The sequence below is a fragment of the Paraburkholderia acidipaludis NBRC 101816 genome (assembly GCF_000684975.1).
Lineage (GTDB): Bacteria > Pseudomonadota > Gammaproteobacteria > Burkholderiales > Burkholderiaceae > Paraburkholderia > Paraburkholderia acidipaludis.
Genome location: NZ_BAXZ01000002.1, coordinates 60,992 through 87,908, shown reverse-complemented (window position 1 = coordinate 87,908; position 26,917 = coordinate 60,992). Strand labels below are relative to the sequence as shown.

Sequence of the window (26,917 nt, the reverse complement as noted above, 5' to 3'; positions counted from 1 at the left end):
TCACATCGTACAGGTCGCACCACCTTTTCCAGACGTACTCCGCTTGAATCGACCAGCCTTGTTGGCCGACCAGCTCATAGATACGCCCCGTATGAGTCATCCCCTGCATCGTCGCCGCGTCGAACGCAACTATCGGCGAACTGACGCGGCCCGAGCGGTCAAACATATCGACGCCGACAAAGTGTCGGCTTCCGTCTGGCAGCTCGAAAATGCGCCACCGCGATAGCGGGATTCTCGGCAACTCCGACGTGGGGCGTGGACTCCAGATGGACATCATGGCCTCCGATGCAAAGAAGTTACGCGGCAGGCACGAACAGGTCCCGGCCCGCCCTCGCACCAAGCACGGCGAGTCGGCCGAGGTCAGCAATACGAACCAGCCCGCCTCGAGTGGCGCCGTCATGTAGACGCTGCGCTCCGACCAATTCAATGCCAGGCAGCAGTCGCGACAACGCGGATGACTTCGTGCCCATCGCGCGAGCGAGGTCAGCCAGTGGCACGTAGGTTTGCCGAAACGCGAGTAGTTGATTCGGCAATACGACACGGCACGGCTGCCCGCGAAGCTGAATCGACTCGGATTCGAGCAGGCCTTCGCCAATCCAGTGCGCGATGCTTTCCCATTTCCAACCGGTGGCTTTGGTCAGCTGCTGGATGGACATCCCGGATTCGAGCAGCGGTGTGCCGAAGTATTCGGAGACGTCCGAACGCCGGAATGCCATGTCGCCCAATGTCCGACCACGCGCGACAACTCTCACATGACCGGCGGCAATGGCCTGCATCAGGGACTGAATGGCCTGCTTGTCGCCCATCCTCCGGCTCGTCAGCTCTGACCACGCGAGCTTCGCATCTTCCGCGATAGCTGCTGGTTCCGCTGCCTGGCTCACGCGCGCATACAAATCCAGTACGGACTGTCGCTCGACCTGGCCAGCCTTGAAGAGGTCTTCTCGCCAGCGCACATCCGACAGGATGACCTGGGCTGCCATCATGTGGGCAAGTACCGACTGAGGTACGGCCGCCAGTTCGCATGCGTGCTCATTCGAAATCCACTGCGCGCGTCGCTGCTGAATACGAGCAACTTCCACACGAGGGATTTCGTAAATCTGCCCTCGGGTTCCAAGTCGGCGAGTGCGGAAACTGCACTCCCCGATTTCCATCGACTTGCGCAGACGAGATGCGCTGACGCCGATAGCCCTGGCTGCATCCGGCAATCGGACATAGTCCGTCGCATCTTCGGCAATTGACCTCGTCGCATCCATCCCAAGCACACCGTCGAACTTCTCCGCAGCAACTTCAACGACCACCTGAATAAACGGCTCGAGTGCAGTGTCTACACAAAGCAGGCGCAGGCTGGCGTACCAGGGGCCGAGTAGCGAGTTAAGTGTGCGGGCATCCTGCTTTCCAGCAGCGATGCGTTGCTCTGCGTGTTTCTGGAATCCGGCCGGCCAGTCCTGCAAAAGCGTTTCCAGCGGCGCGAGGAATTCGATTGCTTCGGTGACGGATTTCGGAAGCGCCGCACCGAGATGCGCCGCAGGAGCCGTGGGGTCTGCATGCAGGCACAGTGTTCGAACCAGCTTGGCCAGACTGGCGATGTCCACGTGATGCACCCCGGGCGCAACACCGCCGGACTGTTCGCCGGAGCTACCAATCAGCGTCGAAAGCCAATGCTGGGCCGGCGTCGACGCAACTCGCGGAAGCCGGCACAAGTCGGCGCCGCAATCGCACTGGTCGATGTGGTACCGATTCGGCGATAGATATTCCCCGCATTCGTGGCACTGGTCGACCAGATGGTTTCCGTGCTCTGGACAAGCCGTGACGTAGGTATGCTCCCAGTAGTGTCGCAGATAACGGTCTTCCGCCAGGCAGACTGGGCAGACCGCATCAGCCTGGGCACGATGCAAGCGTCCCCAGCTGCGGCACGCGGCATCCTGATGGCTCGCGAAATGCGTCCACGCGCTTTCGAGGCCGAGCCGTGATGCAACGAAATCGGCATGCCCGAGCAGTGCACTGCGATTGCGTTGTACGCCAGCAAGCCCTGCAAGTTCGCGCCAGTTCGACAGGACATTGTCCGCGACGAGCCGGCGGTAGTAGCCGAGTCCGGATTCGTCGTCTTTCGGTGCGTAGGTGACCGCGAGGCTCATTGCACGGTCTCCGGTTGGTTGTTGATGATGGGCACAGCAAGGTCGTTGTCGCGCATCACATTCAAAAATGCCTGGTGCAGTGCCGCGGGAGCGACTGCGTTTTCAACTGTATCTGGACTTTCGAATGCCGGAAAATTTGGAGAACCGGTTGCGGTGACTCCCTTGAGGGCCTCATGGCAATCAGCAAACGTCAGCGGGTGCGGGGCCTCGGCAGCCATCCTGTCTGCGAGTTCCTGCATGAATCGACTCACGATGCCTATCAGCCCGCCGCTCAGCAAATAGCACTGGTACGTGAGTGCGGCGGCCGATAACGCAATGGGAAATCCATGTTCAGCGAAGAGATTGGCGAAAGCGGCAACGCAAGAGTGAAATGCCCGCATGTCATCGGCGACACGGGAGTCGTAAGGCAGAAGAAGACGCGGGGCGGATGCGCGCAGACGCAACTGTTCGTTGTTATCGAACAGGATTTTCAGACGCGGCACACCAAACAGGAACAGAGTCGGATTCAGGTTTGGGGAATCGGCCAACGCCTTGAACCAGTCAGCGGCTGCTCGTACCGGAAAGCGCGAACCTTCTTCTACGAGGTGGCTGGCCTCTTCGAAGATAATCACCCGCGTACCGACCAGCTTCAACTGCTCGAGCATGCGGGTGCCCATGGCACCGGACGTGATATTGCGTTGAACAGGCAGGCCAAGTGCAGCAACCACGCTCTTCGGTAACTCCAGCGTTGTTGCGGGAGTGGGGACTGGAACGACGAGTACCGGGACTCGACGTCGCCCATCAATCTTCGTTTCGCCAAATTCGCGCACCAGCGCGTTGATGAGCATGCTCTTGCCCACTCGCGAAGGGCCCATGATTCGCTCGATGCGACTTGCACGGCCGGCCAGCGCATTTTCGATACGCTGCTTCAGTGGCTGAAAATGCTCCATGAAGTGCGGATGCGGAAGCTCGCACGTTTCGATGGCGACGAGCAGTTTTTGTGCGGGTGTCAAATCAACTCCTCCCCGCTGTTGCGGTTCAGCATGGCAAGTGGAGGTATGTCGGCAAACGACGCGGTAGCCGACGGCGCTGCAGATGGCGCGGTGTGCGATGCAGACGCTGACGGATGAGGCGGCGGCGTTGGCCGTCTGCTTGCGCGTTTGACGGCTTCGGCTTCCCTGGTGCGAGCCTTTGTTTCCAGATTTTGCTCACGCCGGCTCGGTCGCTTGCGCTTCGGTGCCAGTGCGTCCGACACAATCTCCTGGTGAAGGTCACGGTCGAACTTTTCAGCCTGGGGAGCTGGTTTAAAACCTGCCCTGTGCTTCTTGAGCTTGTCCCTGGCCTCTGCAAACGAGTACGCAGGCATCTCCGCTGTCGCGAGCTCGTTCTTGAGCTCGATGAGCGGAACGTCATCGCCTTCGTAGATGTAAACCTGGCGGAAATCGTCGCGGTTGTAGAGCACATGCAGGTGGCGCTGTTCACCATGCTTGTCAATCAGACCAGGCAGGTTCTCGCCCTTGAAATGGAACCCGTCAATCGTGATGCCAGTCTTGCGACTCAGTCTGCGTTCAACGTGTGAATAAAGTGCGGCGAGCCATTCGGCACGCGACGGTGGTAACGAAATCGCGTAGCAGGAAGATTCAAAATGCTTCCAGCGCTCGTAAGGCGTATCGCCTTCGAGCGATTCAGACAACACCACACCCCATTCCAGGCGTTCGAGCGGCCTGTGAATCCATTTCTCGTAGTACCAGCGGACAATCCAGCGTTCGAGCTCTTCCTTCGTCTTGAAGTGGTCCCCGAGCTTCACCGGGTCGCGCGTCCCGTCCTCATCGTCAAATCTCGTGCTGCCGATAAGCTTGCCGATGGCTTTCTTCAGCGAGAGATTCAGGCGTTCAATGAAAGGCTTTTCCTGCCCGGCCCGGCCCGGCCGCGGCAATATCGAATCTCCGTTCCGAGTTTCTCGAGGCTATCGATACGCGCCGATTTGTTTTCTGGACCGTTGTCGAAAACCAGGAGACCGGGTGTCCCGCATATGTTCATCTCATGGTCGACACCGAGCTCTTTGAGCTGTTTCAGCTTGAGCGGTGCCATGTACATTTCGATGCATGCGAGCGAATCGCGTTCGGTCGGCGACCCTACAACCAGGCGCCAGCCAAGTGGGTAGCTTGTCGCACAGTCAATGGCATGTATCAGCCAGAGGTCGCTGGTGTCCCCAACTCCCGTCGCGACATGGAACGGTAGATGCACGGCATCCTGTTCTACGCGCTGGAACGGCAGGTCAGCGATGATACGCTTCGCTGCGATGGATTTGCCCGCAATCGCGTCCTCGGGAAGCATCCGGTCGTGCTCAGGGTCGGCGGACAAATAGCGCTGAATGGTCTTCTGAACAAACTTGAGACTGACTGGGCGCGCGACTTTCGGGTGAAGCTCGCCATGCACCCGCATGTTCACTTCGTTCAGAACTTCCACCAGGGTCCACCGCGAGTGGGCGACCAGGTAGAACTGCTCGGCAACGGCGCAAATTGCGTTGACGACTTCGATGGGGTGCCGCAACGACCGGTTTCCCTGATTCGCCTTACCCCGCAGCATAGGTTCGCCGGCCAGGTCGCGTTCGCGATACCGGTACATCGTTGCCTGCCTGGGCAGCGGGCGTGAATCCTGTGAGGCGTTCTTCTGATACTCATCGGCCATCAACTGATAGGCATGCCGGAAGCTGACGCCGCGCTGTTTCTGAATCTCCTTGATTCTCCCCATGATTTTGCGGGCGAACTGATTGCTCTCGTGCAGCGCGGCATCATCAGCTTGCGCAGCAAGGCTGTAACGCGCCTTGCCTGCACGCAGCACAGTTATCTTCCCGCGATAAATTTTGTCATGAATTTGCGCGATTGGAATGTACCGGTCCTGCCTTTCGGTGGAGTCGAATACCTTGATGCACCCGCCGTGCGGATGCGGGTCCAGCACCTCCATGTACGCATCGTGATTTCGCGGTGGCGCGAGGCGGTCTCGCAGCTGCAAGGTGGTAATCATCCGTTCATCTCCTGCGCGTTTTCCATTTCTTCGAGGAGATACAGGTGCGAGAGGTCGCCATATGCCAGGCTGACTTCGAGCGTTGAGCAGATGGTGTGATGCGCGATGTCGCCCGCGATAATGCCGCCGACTAGCAGAACAGGAATCAGACCCGACAGGAGCTGAAGGTCCGCGCACAATGCACCAACCGATACGGGACCGCCTTCGCAGCGACGCGTGACGCGCGCAACGAGTTCATCGGTGAGCCAGGCATCGAGCCGGTGAATGGCTTGTTTCAGGACACCGGGGTTCATCCGGAGCGGATGCCTGCCGTTTTTGGGGACGACAACGCTGCGCAACGGATAGCCATTGGCCGCCAGAATGGGGCGCGCCCGCGCGATTTTGTCCCAGTAGACGTCGTCACCTTCATTGCCTTCGCCCTTGACTTCGATGGCTTGATGCAAGCCATCCGTCCAGTCGACGCTGAAGTCCGGCGTGTAGAACTTTGGGCCAGGAATTTCACGATGCTTGTACCAGGCCTCCCGAACCGCGTCGCGCGTGAAAAGCATGCGCTGCTCAATCAGGTCGACGGTGAACGGCTGCGGCTGGAACGCCTTGACACGTGGGTCGATGATGAGCAGATGCGCAACCAGCCGCTCGTTGTTGAGCTCGACCTTGAAATGTCCGCCGGCCTTCTCGCTGAACAAGCTGTTGCGCGGCTTGCCGTATGTCGGTGCGGTTTCGCGAACGCCGCTGTTCGCGGAATTCAGCCGCCCGCGGCGGCCGTAGGTATAGGTGGTGCGGGTCATCGCGCATCTCCTGCCGTCAGATGCAACCTGGTCAAGAAAATGCGACGGGCGGTGATGCGCGCAGCCATGCCGGCCAGTCGGAGGCGGTCTCGCGATATTGGGGTGCGATTTCGGTCGTACACGATGCAGTTCAACGAATGGGTAACTGCAGTGCTAACGACACGATTTTCGGGAAATTTATCGGCCGAACGGCCGGCGCGACAGACGTTACACGAGCAAAGTCTTGCCCCGCCGAGGAAGAGTCCCGCGAAATTTTTTTTCGCGTTACAGGCTTGTGCGACAGGCGTTACAGGCCCGTAACGCCGACGTGGCAAGTCTGTAGTGGAAACGTTACAGGCCCAATATTTATTTGAATTAAAACAATGAGTTGAGTAGTGTGATTCGGCGTGGCATAGGTACGCCAAGCGTGCTTTTCGGCTCGCACGCAGCGGGAAAGACGCTTGCTGGTGCGAAGACACATGGGCAGTGTCCCGACCTAGGATGGCAATCTCACGCACACCCAATATGGTGAAAAGCATGCAACCATTTTTCTTCACCATCCGCAGGACTAGGTCCCGCCGCACACCATCGAAAGTGACCCGCCTCATCGCTCGCTCCGACGTTTCGTACCCTCTCATAAATAGGGGCACATCCGCATTGGCGGGTCAGCATTGCGTTCGCAGGGCCATTCTCAAAACTGCTCGTCGGCATTGCACCGACGCCTGTTTACCGTAGTCAAGAGAGAAAGAACTTTCAAGCTGGGCGAATGAATGCGGGAATGTGCTCCCGTTCCCTGCCCGATTTACGCGTGGAACGAGTGCAAGAAAGTTCTTCCAATCTATTTCGTAGCGTGCTACGATTTAATACATGGCAAAGATGAGGTCGTGATGAGCGATAACAATCTTGGGTTTGAATCTGCACGTGACCGTCGTGCAGCGATGTCTCGACACGCAGACAAGCGCGCACAACAGCGAGGAATCGACAAGGTCGCGCTACCGCTACTACTGGCGTATGGCCAGCGCGAGTTCGACGGGCGCGGAGGCATCCGCTATCTCATGACTGCGGATGCGCTTGACTCCCTGCGCCGGGCGGTGGGTCGCACGAAACAGGTAGAAGCTCTCGCCGGAGTCTACGTCGTCGTTAGCGCTGACGACCAGACCGTCATCACGGTGGGGCATCGTCACAATTAAGAAGACGCCATGGAACCAATCGAATCACCCGCCGCCCGGGCTTACTGGAAACTGACCGACCTGGCGCGACTTGGCGGAATCTACGATGCGCAGCTCTTTGCGCTGACCTGGCTCGCCGCCGGCCGGATGGTCGTTACAGAACAAGTCAATGGCATCTCAACGATTGACCAGCTTGCCGAGCCGAATGCTTGGCGCTTGTTATTGAGCGCGGACTTCCCGAAGGAACTGTACGACGCAATTGCGACGCAACAGTCGCAGGCCGTTGCTTATAACGGAGGACGGCGGGATGCTGCTGCGGCTATCGTCTCTGAATTGGCGATGGAACTGGGTCAACATCCTTGGGACGTTTTGCCATGCATTACTGACGCGGGTAGCCGCAGAGATGCCGCAGATGGGACTGTAGTGCCGGAACTGGCCGCGTTATTGATGGATATGGTCGATGCGCCGGCAGACAGTGAGGTCTGGATTCCATTCGACGGCAAGGGACAGCTGACCGTAGAGGCATTACGCCGTGGGTGGCGCGTGCTTTCAGCCTCTCCGCTAACCGTCTCGCAAGTTAGCCGACAACTTTTGCTGATAATTGAAACTGGTCAGTGCCGCCCTTCGCGCGTCCGTACCGAAGTCGACCGAGACGTGCTTGGCCGACCGGTGCTGCGAGCAGACTATGCGCTTATCGTACCGCCAGTCGGTATGCGGATTAGAGACCACCATGTGTTGACATGGGGCATCACGGAAACGCGTACCCACGAGCAATACACTCGCAGTGAGTCTTGGGCTTTGTCTGAGTTTGCTGACCGAATCGACAAGCGAGCAGTTTTCCTGACCCCTCAGGGTGTCTTGTTTAACAAAGGCCAAGAGCAACGTTTGCGAGAAACTTTACTTCGTCGCGATGGAAAGGGCAGTCGGATAAAAGCGGTTATCACACTGCCGCCGGGCGTATTTGGGTCTACTGGTATCGCAGGTGCTATTACCGTGATAAGCAACGATGCCGCTAAAGACACTGTCTACATGGCCGACCTCGGGCATGGTCGACGCGCGCTTGTTGAGGCCGGTGACATTGTGTCGGCCGGCAGAGAAATTGCACTCGGCTTGCTCGAATCGGATAAGGCTTGCCACGTAGGCCACGACGAAATTGAAGAGAACGAATTCAGTTTCGCGCCGTCACGCTACTTACAGCGCATCGCGGATTTAAGAGATGCCGCCGTCAAGCTTGGCGACATCTGCGAAGCAGTCAGACCTCCTGCATCAACGAAAGAACCTACCCCTTATGAAATCACAGAGGTCGGACTGCCTGATATGCGCCAATGGCGGCCAATCAATCATGACATTGAGAAAACCGTCTATCTGAAATCGGCGCCGAAAACGTCAGCTTTGGTACAGCCCGGGGACATTGTCATCACCATTAAGGGTTCGGTCGGAAGGGTTGCGTTGATGGGGACGTCTGCGCATCGCCAACCAATCATTCTGTCGCAGAGTTGTCTCGCACTACGCTTACGCCCCAGTTTGGGAGACAAAAATCTGTCGCCCGAAGTTTTACTCATGTACCTGCGTTCGCCTCATGGCCAAGCTCAACTAACCGTACTTCAGGTCGGCGCTGGTGTTCAGCATATCAGTCCCGCCACACTGTTGGGGACGGTTTCTGTGCCGATACCATCCGAACAGGCTTATGTCGAAATTCGGCACGACTATGACCGGCTTTGCGAACTCGAAGACCAGATTACGAACATTGAGAGCGAAATCGTGAACATCTCCTCTCGGCGTTGGCCCGACAATAACTGTTCGGCTTTGAGTGTCAACGAAACAGCTTAACTAGACTAGAAATATCGACATGGCTAATCAACTTACCCTCGAAGCCCTGGAGAGTTGGCTCTGGGAATCCGCCAACATTCTGCGCGGCTCTATCGACTCGTCCGACTTCAAGAACTACATCTTCGGGCTCTTGTTCCTCAAGCGTTTCAACGACGTGTTCGAAGAGCGCGTCAACCAGTTGATGGCCGATGAAGGCTTGAGCCGTGCAGAGGCAGATGCCGAAGTCTGCGAGGACCAAGGCGCCTTCCCGTCAACTGCGCGCTGGGGCTGGCTCATCACACGCACCGAAAACATTGGCGAGGCGCTCGACAAGGCCTTTCACGACATCGAAGCCGGCGTGAAAGGCACCGACCTGCAGCACGTGCTCACCGCTACGCAGTATGGCGACAAGCGTGTGCTGTCTGACCACACGCTGCAACGCCTGCTGCGCCACTTCAACTCGTACAAGCTTGGCAATGCCGACCTCTACAAGGCCGACATGCTTGGCGATGCCTACGAATATCTCATCAAGCAGTTTGCCGACGACGCTGGCAAAAAGGGCGGCGAATTTTACACGCCCAAAGGTGTCGTGCAGTTGGTGGTGGGACTGCTCGACCCGAAGCCGGGCATGAGCGTGTATGACCCGACGTGCGGCAGTGGCGGCATGCTGGTGGAGAGCGCCCACCACATCGCCGAACTGCCTGGCGGCACTCTCATGGGCAAGCCCAACGTGCTGCTCTACGGGCAGGAAAAAAACTTGGGCACTTGGGCCATCGCCAAGCTAAACCTGTACCTGCACAACATGCGGGCCGAGATTGAGCGCGGCGACACGCTTGCGGAGCCCAAGCACCTAGACGGCGACTACCTGAGAACCTTCGACCGGGTCATTGCCAATCCGCCGTTTTCAGCCAAGGCGTGGTGGACTCCGCTGGAACTCGCCGCCGAAGCCGAGCAGGAGGGTGAGAAGAAAACCAAGGTGCCGAACTACAAACAAGTTAGCGACCCGTACGGCCGCTTTGGTTATGGCATTCCGCCGCGCGGCTACGCCGATTTGGCTTTCGCCCAGCACATGCTTGCCAGCCTGAGGGCCGATGGCCGCATGGGCGTTATCCTGCCGCACGGCGTGCTGTTCCGCAGTGGAGAGGAAGGCAAGATTCGTGAAGGCCTGCTGTTCGGCACCGATGCCGCCAGCGGCAACCAGCCGGGCGACTTAATTGAAGCCATCATTGGCCTACCCTCAGCTCTGTTCTACAACACCGGCATTCCGGCCTGCGTGTTGGTGTTGAACAAAGCAAAACCAGCAGCGCTCAAGGACAAGGTCATCATCATCGATGCCAGCAGAGACTATCTAGAGGGCAAAGCGCAGAACACACTGCGCCCGGAAGACATTACCCGCATCGTGACCGTACATAAGGCCGCATTTGACCAACAAACCGAGGTGGACAACTACTGCCGCGTAGTGACGTTGGATGAAATCCGCAAGAACGACGGCAACCTCAACATCGCACGTTACATCGACAACGGTGAGCCGGAAGAAACCGTCGATGTGGCGGCAACCTTGGCGCAGCTCGCGGTGCTGGCAGACGAAGAGGCGGAGATTGATGTGCAGCTGAATGGCTACTTGGTCGAGTTGGGGGTGTTGGAGTCCAGAGTATGAGCGTCGCGGGCAAAGCTGGATACAAAGAAACCTCACTTGGATGGTTACCCGAATCTTGGCAGTGCGTTCCGCAAGCGCAGGTTGCCACGTTTAACAACGGGAGAGCGTATAAACTCTCCGAGTGGGAATCCGAAGGTACGCCAGTTATTCGTTTGCAGAATCTGACGGGTTCTGGTGATGTCTACTATTACTCCACACTCAACTTGCCAGACCACCAATATGTAATGAAGGGCGACCTTCTTTACATGTGGTCTGCAACGTTTGGCCCTCGTATTTGGAAAGGAGGGAAGGCAATCTACCACTACCACATCTGGAAAATTGATTGCTCGGCAAAGCTTGACCGTTTGTACATGTTCCATGCCTTGTCACGATTTACTGATGAGATGAAGAGCAAGACGAATGGCTCAACCATGCTGCATCTTACAAAGGCTGGCATGGAGAAGGAAGCCATTGCTCTCCCCCCGTTGCAAGAACAGAGAAAAATAGCCGCGATTCTGACTACCGTGGACGACAAGCTAGACGTAATTGCCCGCCAGATTGAGGCCACCCAGACCCTCAAGCGCGGGTTGATGCAGATGCTGTTCAGCCGAGGCGTCGGTACGCAGGATGCCAATGGGCAATGGGTGCCGCATGCAGAGTTTCAGGATAGTGAACTGGGACAGATTCCAGCGGGCTGGGCAGCTGAAAAACTGAACTCCCATGTCACGAAGGTTGGTAGTGGCGTTACCCCCAAAGGCGGCAGTGACTCCTATGTCAGTGCTGGTATCCCGTTGATTCGGAGTCAAAACGTATTGGAGGGAAAGCTTTCACTGGACGATGTAGTGTTCATCGACCGCAGGCAACACGAGAAGATGCGTAACTCGGCACTAGCGCCGAATGACGTGCTTCTCAACATTACCGGGGCATCTATTGGTCGCTGTGGTGTTCTTCCTGCTGATTTTGATGAAGGGAATGTAAATCAGCACGTTTGCATCATTCGACCAGAGAAGTCTTTGAGCCCACATTTCTTGTGTCACTACCTCAATTCCGACATTGGCCAGAAGCAGATAAGTAAGTTTCAGGCCGGAGGAAATCGAGAGGGATTGAACTATCAGCAGATTCGAAGCTTCGATGTCCCCGTGCCGCCTGTTCCTGAGCAAGATGAAATCGCGCGAATTCTGGGATGCGCTGATGAAAAAATCGAAGTGCTGACGGAAAAACTGGAGCAGTACCAGACTCTCAAACGCGGCCTTATGCAAAAAATCCTGACAGGTGAATGGCGCGTCAAGCTGAGCAGCGTCGAGCCACTGGCAGCTTAAACACCCGGTACGACAAGAACAAAAGGAACGCAAAAATGGGTAGCGCAGAGAAGACCGGCGTAGAGATTCCAGCCATCAACTGGCTGGTCAAACTAGGCTACACGCATCTGCCGGGCAACGAGGTCGTGGTCGAACACCGCCACCTCGCCCCAGTGCTGGAAAACATTCTCAAGCCCAGATTGCTGATGCTGAACCCATGGCTGGCAAGCGCACCCGGTGGTGTGGACGCTGCACTCATCGAACTGCGGAAGCGAGTCAACGATGAACTGCTGCCCGCTAACAAGGCGTTCTGGGAGCAGGTAGTGCATCGAGCTGACATCCAAGTCAAGGATGCCGAGGGCAAACCGCGCAGTGTGCGCTTCTTTGATGCTGGCATGGTGACCAACAACGACTTCCACGTGGTGAACCAGTACGTGGGTCGCAATGCCGACGACGACGTGTTCCGCCCGGACCTGCTGCTATTCGTCAACGGTCTGCCCATGGCCATCATCGAGTGCAAAGCCAGCCACCATCGGCTGGACGAGGCTCTCGCACAACTGGACGGTTATCGGGCGACCTTCCCGGCCCAGTTTTTGTTCAATCAGGTCAGCGTCGGGTTGAATGGCCGGCAAGGTGTGTATGGCGCCATCTTCACGCCACCGGCTTTTTACGCGCACTACCGGCTGCAAGACGCCGAGCGTGCCGAGGTGATGGCTTTGCTGGGGGATGAACCGAGCGAACAGGACCAGTTGCTGTGGGCGCTGTTCGAGCCGACACGCTTTCTGGAACTCGTCACCCATTACGTATTGTTCGAAACGCGTGACGGAAAGACGGTCAAGAAACTGCCGCGTTATCAGCAGTGGCGAGCCGTACGCAAAACGGTTCAGCGGCTGACTGTGCCCAAGCCACTCGGTGGTGTCGTTTGGCATACCCAAGGCAGCGGCAAGTCGCTCACCATGGCCCTCTTGGCTCGCCTGTTGCGGGCCGAGAGCACAGGTCTGGACAACCCGACGGTGCTGGTGCTCACCGACCGGCGAGACCTCGACAAGCAAATCTTCGACACCTTCCACGCGGTGGGCATCAAGGCCATCCAGGCCGTGTCCGTTGATGGTTTGGTCAAGATGCTGTCGAATGATTACGGCAGCGTGTTCACGAGCACGGTCCAGAAGTTCCAGGAGAAGGACGAGGCAGATGCCGACGTGGAGGAGGCTTCGGCCGAACCCTCTGCAGATGAGGATGACACCATCCAGGCGACGCGCCACCGACGCGTGCGTGACGGCAAGGACTTCTTTATGGTCGAAGAGCGCAATGTCAGTTTTGGCCATTACGACGCGGACGGAGTGCTGCTATCGCCCAAGTGGGAAGAAGTCCGCCGCGAGAAGGTGAGCTTCCGCGTGCTTAGCACCAAACCCAACTTCTATGTGTTGGTGGATGAAGCGCATCGTAGCCAGTACGACTTTCTGGCCGCCTTTATGCGGGCCAGTTTGCCAAATGCCAAGTTCATCGCGTTTACCGGCACGCCTCTGCTGAACGATGACAAACATACCCTGGCCGAATTTGGCGGGGACGAATATATCGACGAATACCGGCTGCACGAGGCCGTGGCCGGCGGAGCCACGTTGCCCATCAAGTATCAGGATGCCTGGGTTGCGCTGGCACCCGATGTCAACCTCGACCAGGCGTTTAGAGACCAGTTCATAAACGAACCAGAGGCCAGGCAGCACGCCCTGAAGAAGGAACTGCTCACACGCTGGCGACAAGCCGGCGACCGTATGGAGAAAGTGGCCCACCATCTTGTGGAACATTTTCTGAGCAACGTGCAGGCCAAGGGTCTCAAGGGCATGCTGGTGTGTGACGGCCGTGAGATGGCCGTGCGATACAAAGACTTGCTCGACGCCATCATGACGGAGCGTGGGAAGCAAGGATTGCCCACCTTCGAGAGTCAAGTGGTGGTGTCGCTGACCAACATCACGGCTTCGCGGACCGGTGCATCTGAGAAGGAAGCTGCTGCCGAAAAAGGTATCGACGCCGGCAAGGTGCGCACCATCGAAGAGCGCGTGCGTGAGGAAATCAAAGCTGGCAAAGTACCGGTCGCCATGCCGCCGGAGCAGATTGCCAATTTCGTCAGCAAGCTGTTTCCTCTGCCCTATGGCGATGAAACAAAGGGGAAGGACGGAAAGGTACACGCCAACAACGTCGGGCTCATCATCGTATCCGACATGTTGCTCACTGGCTGGGATGCGCCGATTGTCGGCACTATGTACCTGGACAAGCCTCTCAAGGAGCACACCCTGCTACAAGCCATCGCGCGCGTGAACCGCACTCTGGCAGGCAAGAACGCAGGCTACATCGTGGACTACCACGGTGTGGTGGAGCACTTGGACCACGCTCTCAAAATCTACGGCGGCGAGGTCAAGGCAGCCCAAGTGTGGGAAGGCGTGGAAAGCGAGCTGCCCAAACTGCAAGCGACTCTCGAACGGATTCTCAAGCTCCTGCCGCGCAAGCATGACCCGGTCCGCCAGCGTGAGGCCTACAAGGCCGATGCTGAAACCTTCCTCGACCCGGCAGCCCGCCTAGATAAGGTGGAAGACTTTCTGGAGCTGGTCAAACAGTTCAACCGCAGTATCGACATCATCCTGCCAGACGTGCGCGGGGTAGAGTTCAAACCTTATTTCACACTGTTTGCTGAAATCCGCCTGATGTTGCGCGACAAATTGCCCGGCACGGCATATCGGGAACGCATCACCAAGCTCGAATCCGTGCTCCTGCAGCAATTGCTGGACGAATACATTAGCGCCAGCCCGGCCAAGAGCTTGCTCGGCAAAGAGGTGTCGATTCTCGATGCCTCAGACATGAACCGGCTCAAAAAGCTGGCCAGCCCCGGCAGTCAGGCGCTGGTGATGAAAAACCAGCTAAAACACACCATCGAGACGGGCCGCGACAAGGACCCGGTGTTTTTCGACAAATTGGCGGAAGAGTTGAAAAAGTTGCTTGAAGAAGAAAAGGCCGGCCGTATTACCCAGGCGAAGTTTCTGGAGCAGTTGGACCTCTTCGGGCAGCGCATCAAAGAGAAAGACAACACCGGCTTTTCAAGTCCGGCCCATTCCGCCGCGTTTCACTACTTGGAGTCGCATCTGTCGAGCGATGTGGCCCGGGGCGTGACAACGAAGTTGTTCGAGGACGCGGAGCTCAGCCACACCATGGCATCCGGCAACTGGAAAGCCATGCCCGATTTGCACCCGGAAATCAAGAAGCGCATCAGCAGCTTGCTGGTGCCCCTGGCAGGCTGGCAGCGCGCCGTCGCGCGAGACCACGCTAGTCACTTGCTGACCATTTTGCTGAAGAACTGAGCTATGCCGCGTTTGCATTATGGAGAGACCACAATCGAGTGGCAGTTTCGGCCAGACGCAGGGCTGAAACGCCATTATGTGACGGTCGAGCGCGGCCACCCAGTTTTGTTGCGCGGACCGTGGGTGGAGGCGCCAGAGCAAGAGGCGCTGGTGCGTCGGCGCGCCCGGTGGATACGTGAGAAGTTGGAGCTGGTCAACAAGCCGCAGCTCGAAGACGTCATCGTGACCGGCAGCCGGCTCAGGTATTGTGGGCGCAGCTATTTCACGGAGGTCCGGCACTCACCTGCTTTGACGACGCCACAACTGGCATTTACCGCGGCACGCTTCGTGGTGGAGTGTCCTTCGGGTAGCACTATCAAGCCCGAAGCTGTGGGGCCTCTGTTGGAAAGCTTTTACCGCGAGCGCGCGGAAGAAAAACTGCTGCCACGGGTCAGTCATTGGGAACGCGAAACGGGGCTGAAAGCCGCAGGGGCGTGCATCCGGCATTTTCAAAGCCGATGGGCGAGCTGCGACGCTGCGAACGTGTTGCAGTTCCACCCCAAGGTGATGGAGCTAGCCCGCAGCGTGCAGGACTACGTCATCGTCCACGAACTTTGCCACACTGTCGAGAAGAACCATACCAGTGCCTTTTGGGGCTTGGTCACACAGGTCATGCCCGGGTGGCGACGTGAGCACGAAGCATTGGAGAGGGCGATGTTTGGAGATGCAATCTAGCAGGGATGTGCGGTCGCACGTCTTTAAGCGTGGCTGGGAAAGAAAGTAGCTACATCATCCGGCGCAATAAATTGAAAGGGAGACTATCGCAAGTGATTTACTTCTCCGATGTGTTCGGAGTCGAGCCCAAAGTTCTCGACGCGCATGGCGCCTTCAACATCGCGCTGGTTAACGACTTGCCTCTGTTCATTGACCCTTTTCTCCTCTTCGATAGCAAACGCCCTGAACTGCGCGCTTTGCACGACGACATCATCAAGTACCTGATATTCGTGCGAGACCGAACTCAAGCCGCGGAACTAACGGAGGGTGCAATTTCCCAATGGCTGTATTTCCGTGAAGTCAAGCAAAACTGGCTTGGATTCAGCCAACAGGGGAATGGCGGCACGGGCCTCGGCAAGCATTTCGCCCAAGCACTCGCCCGGAATTTTCAAAGGGTATTTCGGGATTTCGGCGAGGAGACCCTCACAAGGGGCTCGCATCTGGAAAAGCTTGGTTTGCTCAGCGGTGGTGTAGGCCGAGACCATTTGAGCGACTTCACGACAAATCTCATCAAAGGCTATCTACTCAAATACACCGAGGACTTTGCCAAGCAACATCTCCAACCAAGCCAAACTAAACGAGTACATGTCGAGCGAGTCAGCTTCAACTATGAGACGCGGCGCTGGCAGTCAGGACATTTCACGCTGCCATGGCATGCCGACGACTACGTCATCCTCACTCCGTGTGAAATTCTGACGCGCGATGAGGCTTGGATAAACCAGGGCAACATGCTCAGCCAGTTTTTCCAGCTTCGGGAGTCGCTGCCCGACGAGCATCTCCGCGCTCAGGTTAACGACCATTTCTTGCAACAAATCAACGAACGCTCGACCCAGGACGAACGCAAAGCGGCCGCTCTACGAACCATTGAACAGTTCACTGTACTGATTGACCACTACATTAAATGGAAGGAAGACCATTCTTCCGAGGCGCACGTAGTCAGCAGCAAGAAGGTTCAGGAAACGCACACACAGTTCGTCGAAAATATCCGGGAGCTCGTGCTGAAGCATCTCGTAGGCACAGAATTCTATGAGAGAGGGAATTCGTACGAGGAGGCTCTACAGCGGGTGAAATATCTGAAACACGTCATCGAAGACAATGACGGGTATCGAGTTTTCTACGTAGACGGCAAACCCGTGAAGCGGGAAAGCGACCTTCACACCATGTTCCGCCTGACTTGGTCTGCGACGACGTTCGACGTAAATGCTGAGGTCAACAATGGCCGTGGTCCGGTGGACTACAAGGTCTCGAAGGGAAAGCAGAATGCTACCCTAGTCGAATTCAAGCTGGCGAGTAATTCGAGCTTACGGCGCAACCTTGAGAAACAGGTCGAAGTGTATGCCAAGGCCAGTCAGACGGACCGAGCCATCAAGGTCATCCTGTATTTTTCTGCAGGTGAGTTGGAGAAGGTCACGGGTATTCTTCGTGACCTAAAGCTACAAGGTAGAGAGGACATCGTGCTCATTGATGCGAGCCGCGATAACAAGACGTCCGGGTCGAAGGCGTGAATCCAGATTTCGTACGTTAACGGCTAACTTGGCTATATCGAAGTGCAGCCGCCAGGAATAGGCCGAATTGCCGTATGCCCGTTAGCGCCTTACAATCCCTAAAAGCAGTGAATACAGAGACCTAGATAGCGGGGAAGCCATGGATTGGTTGAAATACGTCGTTGCAGCCCTCGCGACCATCGCGGCTGGCTGGACTGTAAAGGTGGCAATTTCGAACCGGTCCAAGCATTCGAAACGCACAACCATCACATCACAGAAGAATAATCGCGCGGGCGGAGACATCGTCGGCGGAGACATGTACAAAAACAACCGCGAGTAGAACCCGTGTTCACGAGCCAAAGCCATAACGACGTCGGCGGCGACCTAGTTGGTGGCGACAAGGTCGACAACAGTAAAACGACCATCATTCAGGTCGTCGCGAACGGTGCGGCCGGGCAAGAACTCGCGGCGCTTTATGAGAAGCTCAAGGCCGACGGTGTTGGTGACCCGTCACATGGGCAGTTCTCAGCAAAGCTGCAGCATTACATGTCCACGACCACGGATGGCGATATTCGCGGCCTTGAAGCGAAGCTGCGTGATAGCGGGCGGGAGGACCAGCTTCAGACTGCAACAGACCTGAAGGAACGTGCGTTTAAGTCCATCATGCGGTATCAGACATCACGCACGGCACAGCGGGTCTACACCATTGTCCTGTCCGAGCTACAGGCGGCATTCACTCTGACAGTTACCCCGGTCATTCAACAGGGCGGAGACCGTATCGCCGTCGACCAGTGCATCAACGCTATCCTGCAAGCGACTAGGAACATGCTCGGGGAAAACGTCCTCGAGATTGATTCAATGGACCTGCTTGCACTCCTGTACTACCTCGGTGGCAACTGTCATGTAAGGTGGGACAAATGCTGTTTATCACCCTGCGTACGATGCCTATCACTGCGTGTTTCGTATGCTGCTCATTGCAGAGCACGTCAAAGATTTAGAAATAGAAAAGGCACGGCTTCTTGATTTCTATCTCGTATTTCCAGGAATGATTCGAACGGTGCGGTTGCCGGACTCACTCAAATCGTTACGTGCACAGGCGAAGGCCGCGGTAAACATCTATCGAGACCCGGTCAGTGCTCTTTCAACGTTTCGCGACATGCGCCATATCCAAGAGGCAGCACTGAAGTCGGTGGCCGCGTCTGGACTGATTGGTATCGAGCGATTTGAAAGCGGATTTGTCACTCGTACCGACATGCCCATGCCCTCGGCACTCAAAGAGAAGCTCAATGCCTTCACGTCAGCCAACGCTCCAGTGGCCGAAGGTGTTCTGACTGGTCTGTCACTGATTCCCTTGCTTGGGCATGACGGACTGAAACATCGCTCGCAACTTATGGAATATCGGTATGACCTTGCTTGAGCCGACATTACAAGTAAGCCGCCTTGTGGTCTTTCAGGGGGGGCACGTCGCTTTCGACTGTAAATTCCATGCTGGAGTGAACGTCATTCGTGGGCGGAACAGCTCCGGCAAGACGACGGTCATGGACCTGCTGGCATTTTCTCTCGGAGCAGAAAACATCCGATGGAAGCCGGAGGCGCTTCGCTGTACGGCCACCTACGTCGAGGTGCTCCTCAACGGTGCAGTTGCCTGCCTGCGTCGCGAGATTGACGAGGCTCTTCAGCGTCCCATGTCTATTTTTTGGGGCGCGATGGATGACGCTTTGAAGGCCGGCCAGCAATTGTGGGAGCTTTATCCGTTCAAACGAAGCGCACATCGCATCAGCTTCTCCCAAGCACTTTTTGACGCCTTGGACATGCCCCAAGCTCAAGGCGACGGGGCGTCAAATCTGACGATGCACCAGTTGCTGCGTGTCCTTTATGCCGACCAGCCCTCGGTTCATAGCCCGATTTTTCGACTGGATAACTTTGATAGTCCCTTGACTCGAGAAATGGTTGGCGGCTATCTCGGCGGTGTCTACGACGACGTACTGTATTCAGCCCAGTTGCGCCTGCGTGAACTGGATGCGCAAATCACCAAGCAGGAATCTGACCTTCGTAGCATCTTCAACGTGCTCGGACGCTCCGGTCAGTCTCCCGACTTGGAGTTTCTCAATACCAAGATTTTCGAGTTGGAGGAGGCTCGCAATGCTCTTTCGGCTTCCCTTACCAAGCTCAAGGAAGAACGGTCACTTCCCCGTAAAGAGGCAAACAAGGCGCGCGCCACGGCTGACGGGTTGCGGCAGAGCTTGAACGCTGCTCGGCAAGCGGAGTCTGCCGCGAAGGACGAGCTCGCTGCACTGGACCTCGATATTTCCGATTCGCATCTGTTCGTTAAGGAACTGGAGTCGCGTCTGCGTAGCCTCGACGAATCAAAAGAGACCCGTACTTATTTTGGCAATATCCAGTTCCGCTTCTGCCCGAGCTGCCTGAGTGAACTCCCCGAGGCACGGACCGACGCAGAACACTGCCACCTCTGCACGACTGCCCTTGGCGATGGTCGCGGGGATACGCAATTGCTGCGTATGCGCAACGAACTGAGTATCCAGCTTAAGGAGTCGAGGTCTCTCATTGAGTCGCGCATGAAGAAGGCGGATGAATTGCGCGTAAATATTCCCCTGCTGTCGCTGAGAGTGAGAAAGCTGGAACAGGATTACAACGCCGTGGCGAACTCCTGGTCCAGTGACGTCGAGGTCGCGCTGGAGGAAACTGCACGCAAGTTGGGGGCTCTCGACGAGGAGATTCGCCAGTCGTACGAGCGGCAGAAGCTCGCAAGTGTCATTTCCGACCTGCAGAAACGACGCGACGCGCTGACGGAAGAAAGCAATCGCCTAGCTGAGCGTATCGAGCAACTCGAACAGAAACAGGCACAGCGTAAGGTCGAAGTTGCCAATACAGTAAATGGCGCCATGATTCGGCTGTTGAAGCTGGACCTTCCGTTGCAACCCGAGTTTGTAAACGCGGAAACATCGAACTTTGACTTCGTCGACAATGCGGTCTATGTGAATGGCTCGCGGAATTTCTCGGAGAGCTCGGCTGTAGTCCTTCGCCACATCTTCCATTTGGCGCTCTTGACTGCTAGCGTGCAAAAGCCATTCATGCGAGTACCACGATTCCTGATGCTGGATGGCATCGATGATGGTGGGATGGAAAAGGAGCGTAGTCACCGTCTTCAGGAAATTATCGTCGAAGAGTGCTCCACATACGAGGTGGACTATCAGGTCATCTTCGCGACATCAGAAATCAATCCAAAACTGGAAAAAACGGAGCTTGTTGTGGGCCGCTCGTTCACACCAGCGGCGCGCTCCCTCGATGTCCGCGAGGCGTAGCTCTGAGTGAGTACTCGAGAGTCCTATCGGGCGTCGCCGACACACACGTTGCGGCGTGCAGCGTCGCGTCGACTGAAAAAAAGGCCACCTCGATGAGGTAGCCGTTTGTTAGTTTTCGGGCAGCGTGTACGATAAGCGCATTAATCCAAGCTATCGAAAACGCATAATCATAAATTTCTCACGTTATGCGTCCGTTTTTCTCAGGATATGCGTCTATCTACCGTAGGGCGCCATAGTTAATGCGACGGCGCACACTGAAAATCAAAGACTTACATGAAGCCGCGCCACAGAGGTTTTGTCGATTGCGACGGAGTTCGTGCGACTCGCCCACTGTCGCGCCAAAGTGGTGGCGCTTTGGTGCGACCCCAATTGCTGGCCGCAAAAATCGGGCGGCCGCATCGTGAGACAGAAAATCGGCGGATGTTGGGAGAGTCGAGCGTGGCGTCGGCGACTGGATTGTGGGGGCGCGGCGTTATGACTTGACCGGCGCAGAAATTTGACGACACTGAGCATAGCGATTTCGAATCACCGCAGTGCCGGGTTCGGTAATCAGGTCAATTTCGAGCACGTCGCCAACTTCCCACCCTTGGGCGACCAATTCGTTCCATAGCTCGTCGGGAAGCTGTAAAACGCCGTCGCCACTCGCATCGGCGGCGTCCTGCAGTTCTATGATCCAACGCTTCGGAGAAGGCAATTTACAACCTCCACTTGGCTGGCAGGGGGCAGCGGGAACCGACGGGACTCGATGCCCGAAATATTCGCCCCCAAAACGCTCCGATGTCGAATACGGCGGCGCGGAGCGCAATTGCATCCTACATCGGATTCGCGGCACTCTGACGAAGCTCAGGCGTCGGCAGCCGAGCAAGCGCAGCAGGCAGACTTGCTCGTCGAGTTCCAAGCCATCGTGGACACAATCGCCTAGGACCAGCCCGCGCTTGAAGCGTCAGTGCAGAAATTTTAGTTGGACAGACCGCCGGCTATTGGCGCCAAACGCTGTTAGGTGATCAAGCGTTCACTGAGCGACCCTTGTCAGAACGGCTTCGGGTTATGAGCCTGACCCGCTCCGCACAACTCAACGGACACAATCCGCACACCTATCTGCAGGACGTCCTGACACGTCTGTGGACAAACGGGCCGGCGACATTGCCGCGTTGCGGTGTCATCGCTGGCAGCTGATCACGGCCAAAGCCTGATCTCGCTCGTCAAGACAGGCTCACCGACCGCTCACGGTTCGTTCGATTGCACTCCGCTCAATCGACACTCTGGCTCGAGTTAGCAGTCGGTTTAAGCAGCAACTCCGCCTGTTTGGGCAAAATGTAAACCCCTTGCAACAGATACTCGATGACGTCGAACGCCGCACTGATCTGGAACTGGGCATGCAGCTTCATTTCATGGACGGCAGCGTTTCCCATGGATCTCAGGTGCTGAAGTATCGTGGCGCCGGATGAGGTAATTAAACCGGCTTCTGCAAGCTTGTCTATCTTGATTTTTAAATTCCGTCCTGCGATACCCTGATCCTTGCAAACCGCCTCCAGAATTGCCCGCACGCCAAATCCTGCCATGATGAGAAGTTCCGCGCATAGCGCGCTGTGCGCCTCCTCGTAGATACCGTAGACGTTCTCGGGCAATTGCTGGGCTTCTTCCATCATGGCGCGCCCAACAATACGATTCGGAAACAGACGCCTCTCTACTGGAGGATCACTTTCGCCATACATGATATCTGCGGAGCAAAGTGATTCCTCACAAAAAGAAATTGACAGGCATCCCTGGCACTGGACGATTTGATAGTCAATCCAGTTATTTACCTCGCCATCCCCATATTCCCAATGCACGTGAGTTTGCGCCAGAACCTTGTGTCGCGTGTGTCTGTTGCACTCGTCGCAGGCCGCAGTCAGGTGTTTGCCTTCAGGAATACTGGACTCGACGTTTAGCGGCTCATCCATCACTCACCCCGTAACCAAGATTGTTGGATAACGCTACCTTCTCTGGCTGCTTCAGAAATTGCCGAAGGCTAGGACCGTCGGAGAGTACACTGCGCTCGTTCCATGGAGTTCACCAGGTGTACCTCAAGCCGAAGAGCGGTGACGTGGATTATGGTCTCACTGCAGCCTCACGTCCCCCAAGCCGGGGGGGAAATAATTCATCGCTTAAGTTGCATGCGGTGACCGCTATTCGCTCCAAATTCGCACTTTGCGTGGGCGACGTAGGCAAGCGGGTGATTTACCAAGGCTCGGCCGCCTCGAATGCTAGCAATGGCCTGGTATGCTGCCCCTGCGAGCGAAAGCGCAGCACCCGTGTAGGCCTTAACATCGCCCGACGCCATTGCTTGTAGTGAGAGTCCTGCGCCGAAAAGTGGCGCTAGCGAGCCGAGGACTACTTTCCCAAAAGTGGGACGCATGGCGCCTTCGATCTCGGCGATGCTCTGTTTACTTTCCAGCAGGAACGCCTCATTGGCTTCGATGCGGTCATTCGGATCTGAAAGCGTGGCTACGTATGTGCAATGCGCTTCGACGCGAGCGCGTAGAGGCGGAAGAAGATGGCCGTATCGCCGTTTAAACAGCAGTAGCTTGTCCACCTGTACTGGCCCTGCGGGAGTCGGAAGAAGATGCCGCAGCACGACTTCACGGGACTTGTGCTGATGCAGCGTAGGTACCGACCGCTTTGGGTGGGACCGCAAGCCCGAGGCAAAAATAGCCTTGTCGGTTACCGGTGCGGCGTCAACCTCAGGAATGGCTCCCAGACACGCAGCAAGATAGGACATGAACTGGTTTGCGGTGGCCGTTTCCATGTCGTACCAAGCCCAATCGACCTGCTTGGCAAGACCCGACTCCACCAAAAACCTAGGTATTTCGCCCAGTTTCTCTGCATGGATTCGAGTGGGAACTCGTGCCGAAACCGGCGCAACGATGTGCTGATGGCGCTGTCTCAGCCTGCGCTCGACCAGTTCGATGAAGCTGTCGTCGAAGCGGCGTATCTGATGGATATGGTGAGCGGGTATCACCGGTTCCACAAGGCCCTCGGTCAGCAACGTCCGCATGAAATCGCTCATCTGTTCGGGACGTTGCAGATAATCCATCGGAACAATGGACGAGAGCTTGTCCCAATACAGCAGCGACTTTGCTGTCCATGTATCGTCTGGAAGTGCGATGTAGGGGAAGTAGAGGGCGTTGCTGCGCATGGTCTTGTCACAAATAATGGTTGCCTGATCCGTCGTTAGGCTTTCTTATTCTTGGACCGTCACTCTGAGCGGATTGGTTTCTCGGTGGTACTTTTGCTCACGCTGAATGAAGGCCATCACACCGCCTTCCATGATGTTCTGGATGTCTCGACGAACGAAACCATATTCGACCGGCCCAATGTGAGGTAACGACTCTGCCTTCGAAGCAACATTCGATTCGCGGACCGCGAGATCACCTCCTCGATTTTCCAGGGTGATCACTTGATCAGCGTCGCCGAGAACCGGAATATTCGCGTTGTGCGACACCACGACCAGTTGACGCCGCCAGCGGCTTGCACGGAGTTCACGAACAACGAGCCTCGAAATCCATTCCGAGTCGAGATCGTCCTCAGGTTGATCCAGGATCAATGGCTCATGTCCGTGATGGAGCACAAAGGCGAGCATCGCCGCAGTCCTCTGTCCCGGAGAACCCTCCGTGATCGGCTGCCAATCGGCTTCCTTCTCAGGGCTGCCCCCGTCGCGCAGGAAGTACATGGTCACAACATCGTCTGGCACCTCCGTTGCAAGCCGGTGCCTTATCGCCTCATCGAGCGTCGAGAGCCTTTGGATAAACGCAGGACGACCCTTGAACTCCTCCTGCCATTTGGAAAATTCGCCTGTCGCAAGTGCCGTGCGCCAATGAGCCCATCGCTGCTCCTTTTCTTCCGCATCGCCCGACCACAATGCATTTGCAAGACTAGCAACGTCGCCATGAAACGCGTCTGCGCGGAACCCGCAGAGTTCCCGCATGGATTCCTGCCAGCGGGTGAGATCGGAGAAGAGTGAAACGACGAACCGCAGCCGCCCGCTGCGCTGCTGAATTGACGTCAGTACCTCCGTACGTCTTACACGGCGCTCGCTCAACAGCGTCTTAATCGTTGTCGTCGCATTGGCTACTCGCTGCTTCGCATCAGGAAGGAGCTTTTCTTTAGCCTCCAGTTCCTTTACAGTTTCTCGTGTTTTTCTCAATCTCTCTTGCAGTTTCCCGAATTCGTCGGGAGACAGTCCCTTGCCCTTCAGCTCAGCCGTATATGACTTCAGGTCCTCTTCTGCCGCTGCCGCGTCCTTTCTCCACGGTGAGTCAGCGTCGGCCGCCCAATCAGCTATAGCACTATTAGCTGCTGCAACAGCCGCCCGCACGGTAAGGGTAAGCGTGGCCTCGATATCGCGAAGGGAAGTTGAGAGCCGAATGAAGTCCTGCCGAAATTCGCCCAGCGTCTCAGGTATGGCGGATTGGTCCGGCGAGCCAGAGGCTTCAATTGCGACCGGGGGTATAACCGCCTGGAGCCGTTCGATCAGTTGGGCCAACTGCCTCTCTCCCTCTTGCAGGAACAGCCCTTCGGCACGGCGGGCGTCGATGCGTGCAAGGCGAGCCTTGACTTCCGGGGCGGCAAAAGCATTCACTTGCGTTTGAACCGTGGTTACCTGTTCACGTAACTGCTTGAGTTGCGCCACGTCCTTCATCAACTCAAGATACGAGCGTGTCGCCTGCGCCCATTCTGAGCGTGCGTCTTCTACACGTCGGTGCCAGCTACCGACTTTTTCTTCTTCACTAGCGCCGAGGCCAATGTGATCGTCAAGGAGTGAGAGGAGGCTGCGCGACGGCAGAAATGGATCATCCTTGTCCCCAGATGCGCGTTCAAAGAGCTCCTTTTGGCTGATAACCGTGACAGGGAAATCGGTACGAAGGCGTTCGGACTGTACCTGCGTGGTACTTCCGCTGCCTTTTTCCCAGGTCGCCTGGAGTTCCTGCTGCGATTCAGGTAGGGCATAGCGGGAGCGAAGTGTCGCTTCGGAAAACACTGCGTCGACAAATGCTTCCACTTCGCCACGCAAACGATCTGGAAGGCTCTCGGTGTTGGAAAACAGCTGGCGGATAGCTGCGATCACTGTCGACTTTCCGCTTCCTCGCCCACCGATAATCACGTTCAATCCATAATGAAGCGGGACGCGAAGCGCCGTCCGGGAGTTGCCGAGCCGCCCGCCCAGCTCCAGTTCCTTTATCCAACCATGCCGAATGAGATTCGGATTCCTGTCAGGAAACTCGCTCAGCCTCAAGGACCAGTCACAAATGATGCGCGACTCGTGATCCAAAAATGCCTGACGCAGCCCTTCTATCGTGGGCTCGCCCATTCGGATCCAGCAGTAACGTCGACCAAGGCTATCAAGGTCATACGCGTCGGAGGTAGCAACGAAAGCTACGGTCTTCAAACGTGGAAAATTATCAAGTCGCCGTGCACGAAAAGCGGAACTGAAGGACTCCGTCTCCTGCGTCGAGCAATCCCCTGGGTCAACCGCCCCAAGACGGGGATGATGGAAAGACTTCCACCGTATGTCCCCTTTGACAGTCTTGCCCGATATCAGCCCATTCTCATTTAGAACGTGAGGCGCGAGGACGAGGTACCCTTCAGGGAGGTCGTCCAGGATCTGAATGACCGATTTTGACGAGGTTGCAGGCAACTTATTGCCGCCCTCATAGCGAAACGGCGTATGGTCGTGAGAATCAAAGCCCAACGGGCCGTAGATAAGGCGGTCAAAGTCCTGCGTTGTTTGATCCGTGTCACCGATTACAACCAGATGTACTCCATCGGCCCCGGTGTGCGACGTTATCTCACAGCCAGGGAACACGATGATCTGATGCTTCTTTCCAGCGGCGACAACGTCGTCGATCCAGTCAGCACTATTGTGGTCAGCCAGGGCGATAACCTCGATGCCACGCTCCTTGAGCTTCCCCATGTACAAATCGAGAAATTCAGCTCGACCGGCCTTATCCCCAAAGTCAAAACTTTGACCTGAGGGCAACGCAAACTTCCATGACGGCGTTGCCACCTGAAGGTCACATTTCCACCAGCGAGACGGTTGCATTGTATTCTCGTTCTCGGCATAAAGAGGTTCTGGATTATCGCCTATCCATGCGACAATCGGCGTCGGTCTGTCGACGCGCGTCAGGCGATGCCCGATACATATAAC

General features: G+C 56.5%; 19 protein-coding genes and 1 pseudogene. 11 read left to right on the top strand and 9 right to left on the bottom strand.

Going from position 1 to position 26,917, the window contains the following annotated elements; all coding sequences use genetic code 11:
- Positions 1 to 296: 296 nt before the first annotated feature.
- From BAC01S_RS01435 to BAC01S_RS01420, 5 genes are read right to left on the bottom strand one after another with little or no spacing between them, the layout of a single operon-like run.
- On the bottom strand, positions 297 to 2,135 hold the full coding sequence (locus BAC01S_RS01435; RefSeq protein WP_027793163.1) for a TniQ family protein: 1,839 nt from the start codon (positions 2,133 to 2,135) through the stop codon (positions 297 to 299).
- Positions 2,132 to 3,127 (bottom strand): ATP-binding protein, encoded by a 996-nt coding sequence (locus tag BAC01S_RS01430; RefSeq protein WP_027793162.1) that lies wholly within the window; start codon positions 3,125 to 3,127, stop codon positions 2,132 to 2,134. Before BAC01S_RS01430 ends, BAC01S_RS01435 begins: the two co-directional genes overlap by 4 nt.
- Positions 3,124 to 4,050, bottom strand: a complete 927-nt coding sequence (locus BAC01S_RS34310) for a Mu transposase C-terminal domain-containing protein (protein WP_052408669.1) — start codon at positions 4,048 to 4,050, stop codon at positions 3,124 to 3,126. The genes BAC01S_RS01430 and BAC01S_RS34310 overlap by 4 nt, the downstream gene beginning before the upstream one ends.
- Entirely contained in the window at positions 3,999 to 5,141 is a 1,143-nt protein-coding gene (locus BAC01S_RS34305) for a hypothetical protein (RefSeq protein ID WP_052408668.1), read from the bottom strand. Before BAC01S_RS34305 ends, BAC01S_RS34310 begins: the two co-directional genes overlap by 52 nt.
- On the bottom strand, positions 5,138 to 5,929 hold the full coding sequence (locus BAC01S_RS01420) for a hypothetical protein (protein WP_027793161.1): 792 nt from the start codon (positions 5,927 to 5,929) through the stop codon (positions 5,138 to 5,140). Before BAC01S_RS01420 ends, BAC01S_RS34305 begins: the two co-directional genes overlap by 4 nt.
- A gap of 866 nt (positions 5,930 to 6,795) precedes the next feature.
- Here BAC01S_RS01420 and BAC01S_RS34300 point away from each other — a divergent pair.
- The 10 genes from BAC01S_RS34300 to BAC01S_RS01375 all read left to right on the top strand — a co-directional run bounded on the left by BAC01S_RS34300 (position 6,796) and on the right by BAC01S_RS01375 (position 20,730).
- Positions 6,796 to 7,098: a hypothetical protein gene (locus tag BAC01S_RS34300; protein WP_156954269.1), complete on the top strand. Its 303-nt coding sequence runs from the start codon at positions 6,796 to 6,798 to the stop codon at positions 7,096 to 7,098.
- Positions 7,099 to 7,107: 9 nt separating this feature from the next.
- Positions 7,108 to 8,907: an N-6 DNA methylase gene (locus BAC01S_RS01410; RefSeq protein WP_027793160.1), complete on the top strand. Its 1,800-nt coding sequence runs from the start codon at positions 7,108 to 7,110 to the stop codon at positions 8,905 to 8,907.
- Positions 8,908 to 8,926: 19 nt separating this feature from the next.
- Complete coding sequence (locus tag BAC01S_RS33545) at positions 8,927 to 10,543, top strand: type I restriction-modification system subunit M (protein ID WP_084168120.1); 1,617 nt, start codon at positions 8,927 to 8,929, stop codon at positions 10,541 to 10,543.
- Complete coding sequence (locus BAC01S_RS29980; RefSeq protein ID WP_084168118.1) at positions 10,540 to 11,841, top strand: restriction endonuclease subunit S; 1,302 nt, start codon at positions 10,540 to 10,542, stop codon at positions 11,839 to 11,841. Before BAC01S_RS33545 ends, BAC01S_RS29980 begins: the two co-directional genes overlap by 4 nt.
- A 35-nt stretch (positions 11,842 to 11,876) precedes the next feature.
- Positions 11,877 to 15,170, top strand: coding sequence for a type I restriction endonuclease subunit R (locus BAC01S_RS01395; RefSeq protein WP_027793158.1), 3,294 nt, complete (start codon positions 11,877 to 11,879; stop codon positions 15,168 to 15,170).
- Between the two features lie 3 nt (positions 15,171 to 15,173).
- Positions 15,174 to 15,884, top strand: coding sequence for a YgjP family zinc-dependent metalloprotease (locus BAC01S_RS01390; RefSeq protein WP_027793157.1), 711 nt, complete (start codon positions 15,174 to 15,176; stop codon positions 15,882 to 15,884).
- Between the two features lie 92 nt (positions 15,885 to 15,976).
- Positions 15,977 to 17,428 carry a hypothetical protein gene (locus BAC01S_RS01385; protein WP_027793156.1) on the top strand — a complete coding sequence of 484 codons (1,452 nt, stop codon included), beginning with the start codon at positions 15,977 to 15,979 and terminating at the stop codon, positions 17,426 to 17,428.
- Between the two features lie 324 nt (positions 17,429 to 17,752).
- Positions 17,753 to 18,430 carry an ABC-three component system protein gene (locus BAC01S_RS29975; protein WP_245616467.1) on the top strand — a complete coding sequence of 226 codons (678 nt, stop codon included), beginning with the start codon at positions 17,753 to 17,755 and terminating at the stop codon, positions 18,428 to 18,430.
- Positions 18,372 to 18,824, top strand: coding sequence for an ABC-three component system middle component 5 (locus tag BAC01S_RS33535; protein ID WP_084168114.1), 453 nt, complete (start codon positions 18,372 to 18,374; stop codon positions 18,822 to 18,824). The genes BAC01S_RS29975 and BAC01S_RS33535 overlap by 59 nt, the downstream gene beginning before the upstream one ends.
- Positions 18,811 to 20,730, top strand: a complete 1,920-nt coding sequence (locus tag BAC01S_RS01375; RefSeq protein ID WP_027793155.1) for a hypothetical protein — start codon at positions 18,811 to 18,813, stop codon at positions 20,728 to 20,730. Before BAC01S_RS33535 ends, BAC01S_RS01375 begins: the two co-directional genes overlap by 14 nt.
- A gap of 472 nt (positions 20,731 to 21,202) precedes the next feature.
- Here the strand turns inward: BAC01S_RS01375 and BAC01S_RS34295 are convergent, their stop codons facing one another.
- Positions 21,203 to 21,424: a hypothetical protein gene (locus tag BAC01S_RS34295; RefSeq protein ID WP_043200792.1), complete on the bottom strand. Its 222-nt coding sequence runs from the start codon at positions 21,422 to 21,424 to the stop codon at positions 21,203 to 21,205.
- 350 nt (positions 21,425 to 21,774) lie between these two features.
- On the opposite strand from BAC01S_RS34295, the pseudogene BAC01S_RS33530 reads away from it, so the two are divergent.
- Positions 21,775 to 21,923 (top strand): annotated as a pseudogene (locus tag BAC01S_RS33530) (transposase domain-containing protein); the annotation flags it as partial.
- A 57-nt stretch (positions 21,924 to 21,980) separates the two neighbouring features.
- On the opposite strand, the gene BAC01S_RS33525 reads toward BAC01S_RS33530, so the two are convergent.
- The 3 genes from BAC01S_RS33525 to BAC01S_RS01355 all read right to left on the bottom strand — a co-directional run bounded on the left by BAC01S_RS33525 (position 21,981) and on the right by BAC01S_RS01355 (position 26,812).
- Positions 21,981 to 22,673: a DUF4145 domain-containing protein gene (locus BAC01S_RS33525; RefSeq protein ID WP_084168112.1), complete on the bottom strand. Its 693-nt coding sequence runs from the start codon at positions 22,671 to 22,673 to the stop codon at positions 21,981 to 21,983.
- Positions 22,674 to 22,870: 197 nt separating this feature from the next.
- Positions 22,871 to 23,908 (bottom strand): hypothetical protein, encoded by a 1,038-nt coding sequence (locus tag BAC01S_RS01360; RefSeq protein WP_027793154.1) that lies wholly within the window; start codon positions 23,906 to 23,908, stop codon positions 22,871 to 22,873.
- Positions 23,909 to 23,953: 45 nt separating this feature from the next.
- Positions 23,954 to 26,812 carry a TrlF family AAA-like ATPase gene (locus BAC01S_RS01355; RefSeq protein WP_156954267.1) on the bottom strand — a complete coding sequence of 953 codons (2,859 nt, stop codon included), beginning with the start codon at positions 26,810 to 26,812 and terminating at the stop codon, positions 23,954 to 23,956.
- Positions 26,813 to 26,917 lie beyond the last annotated feature (105 nt).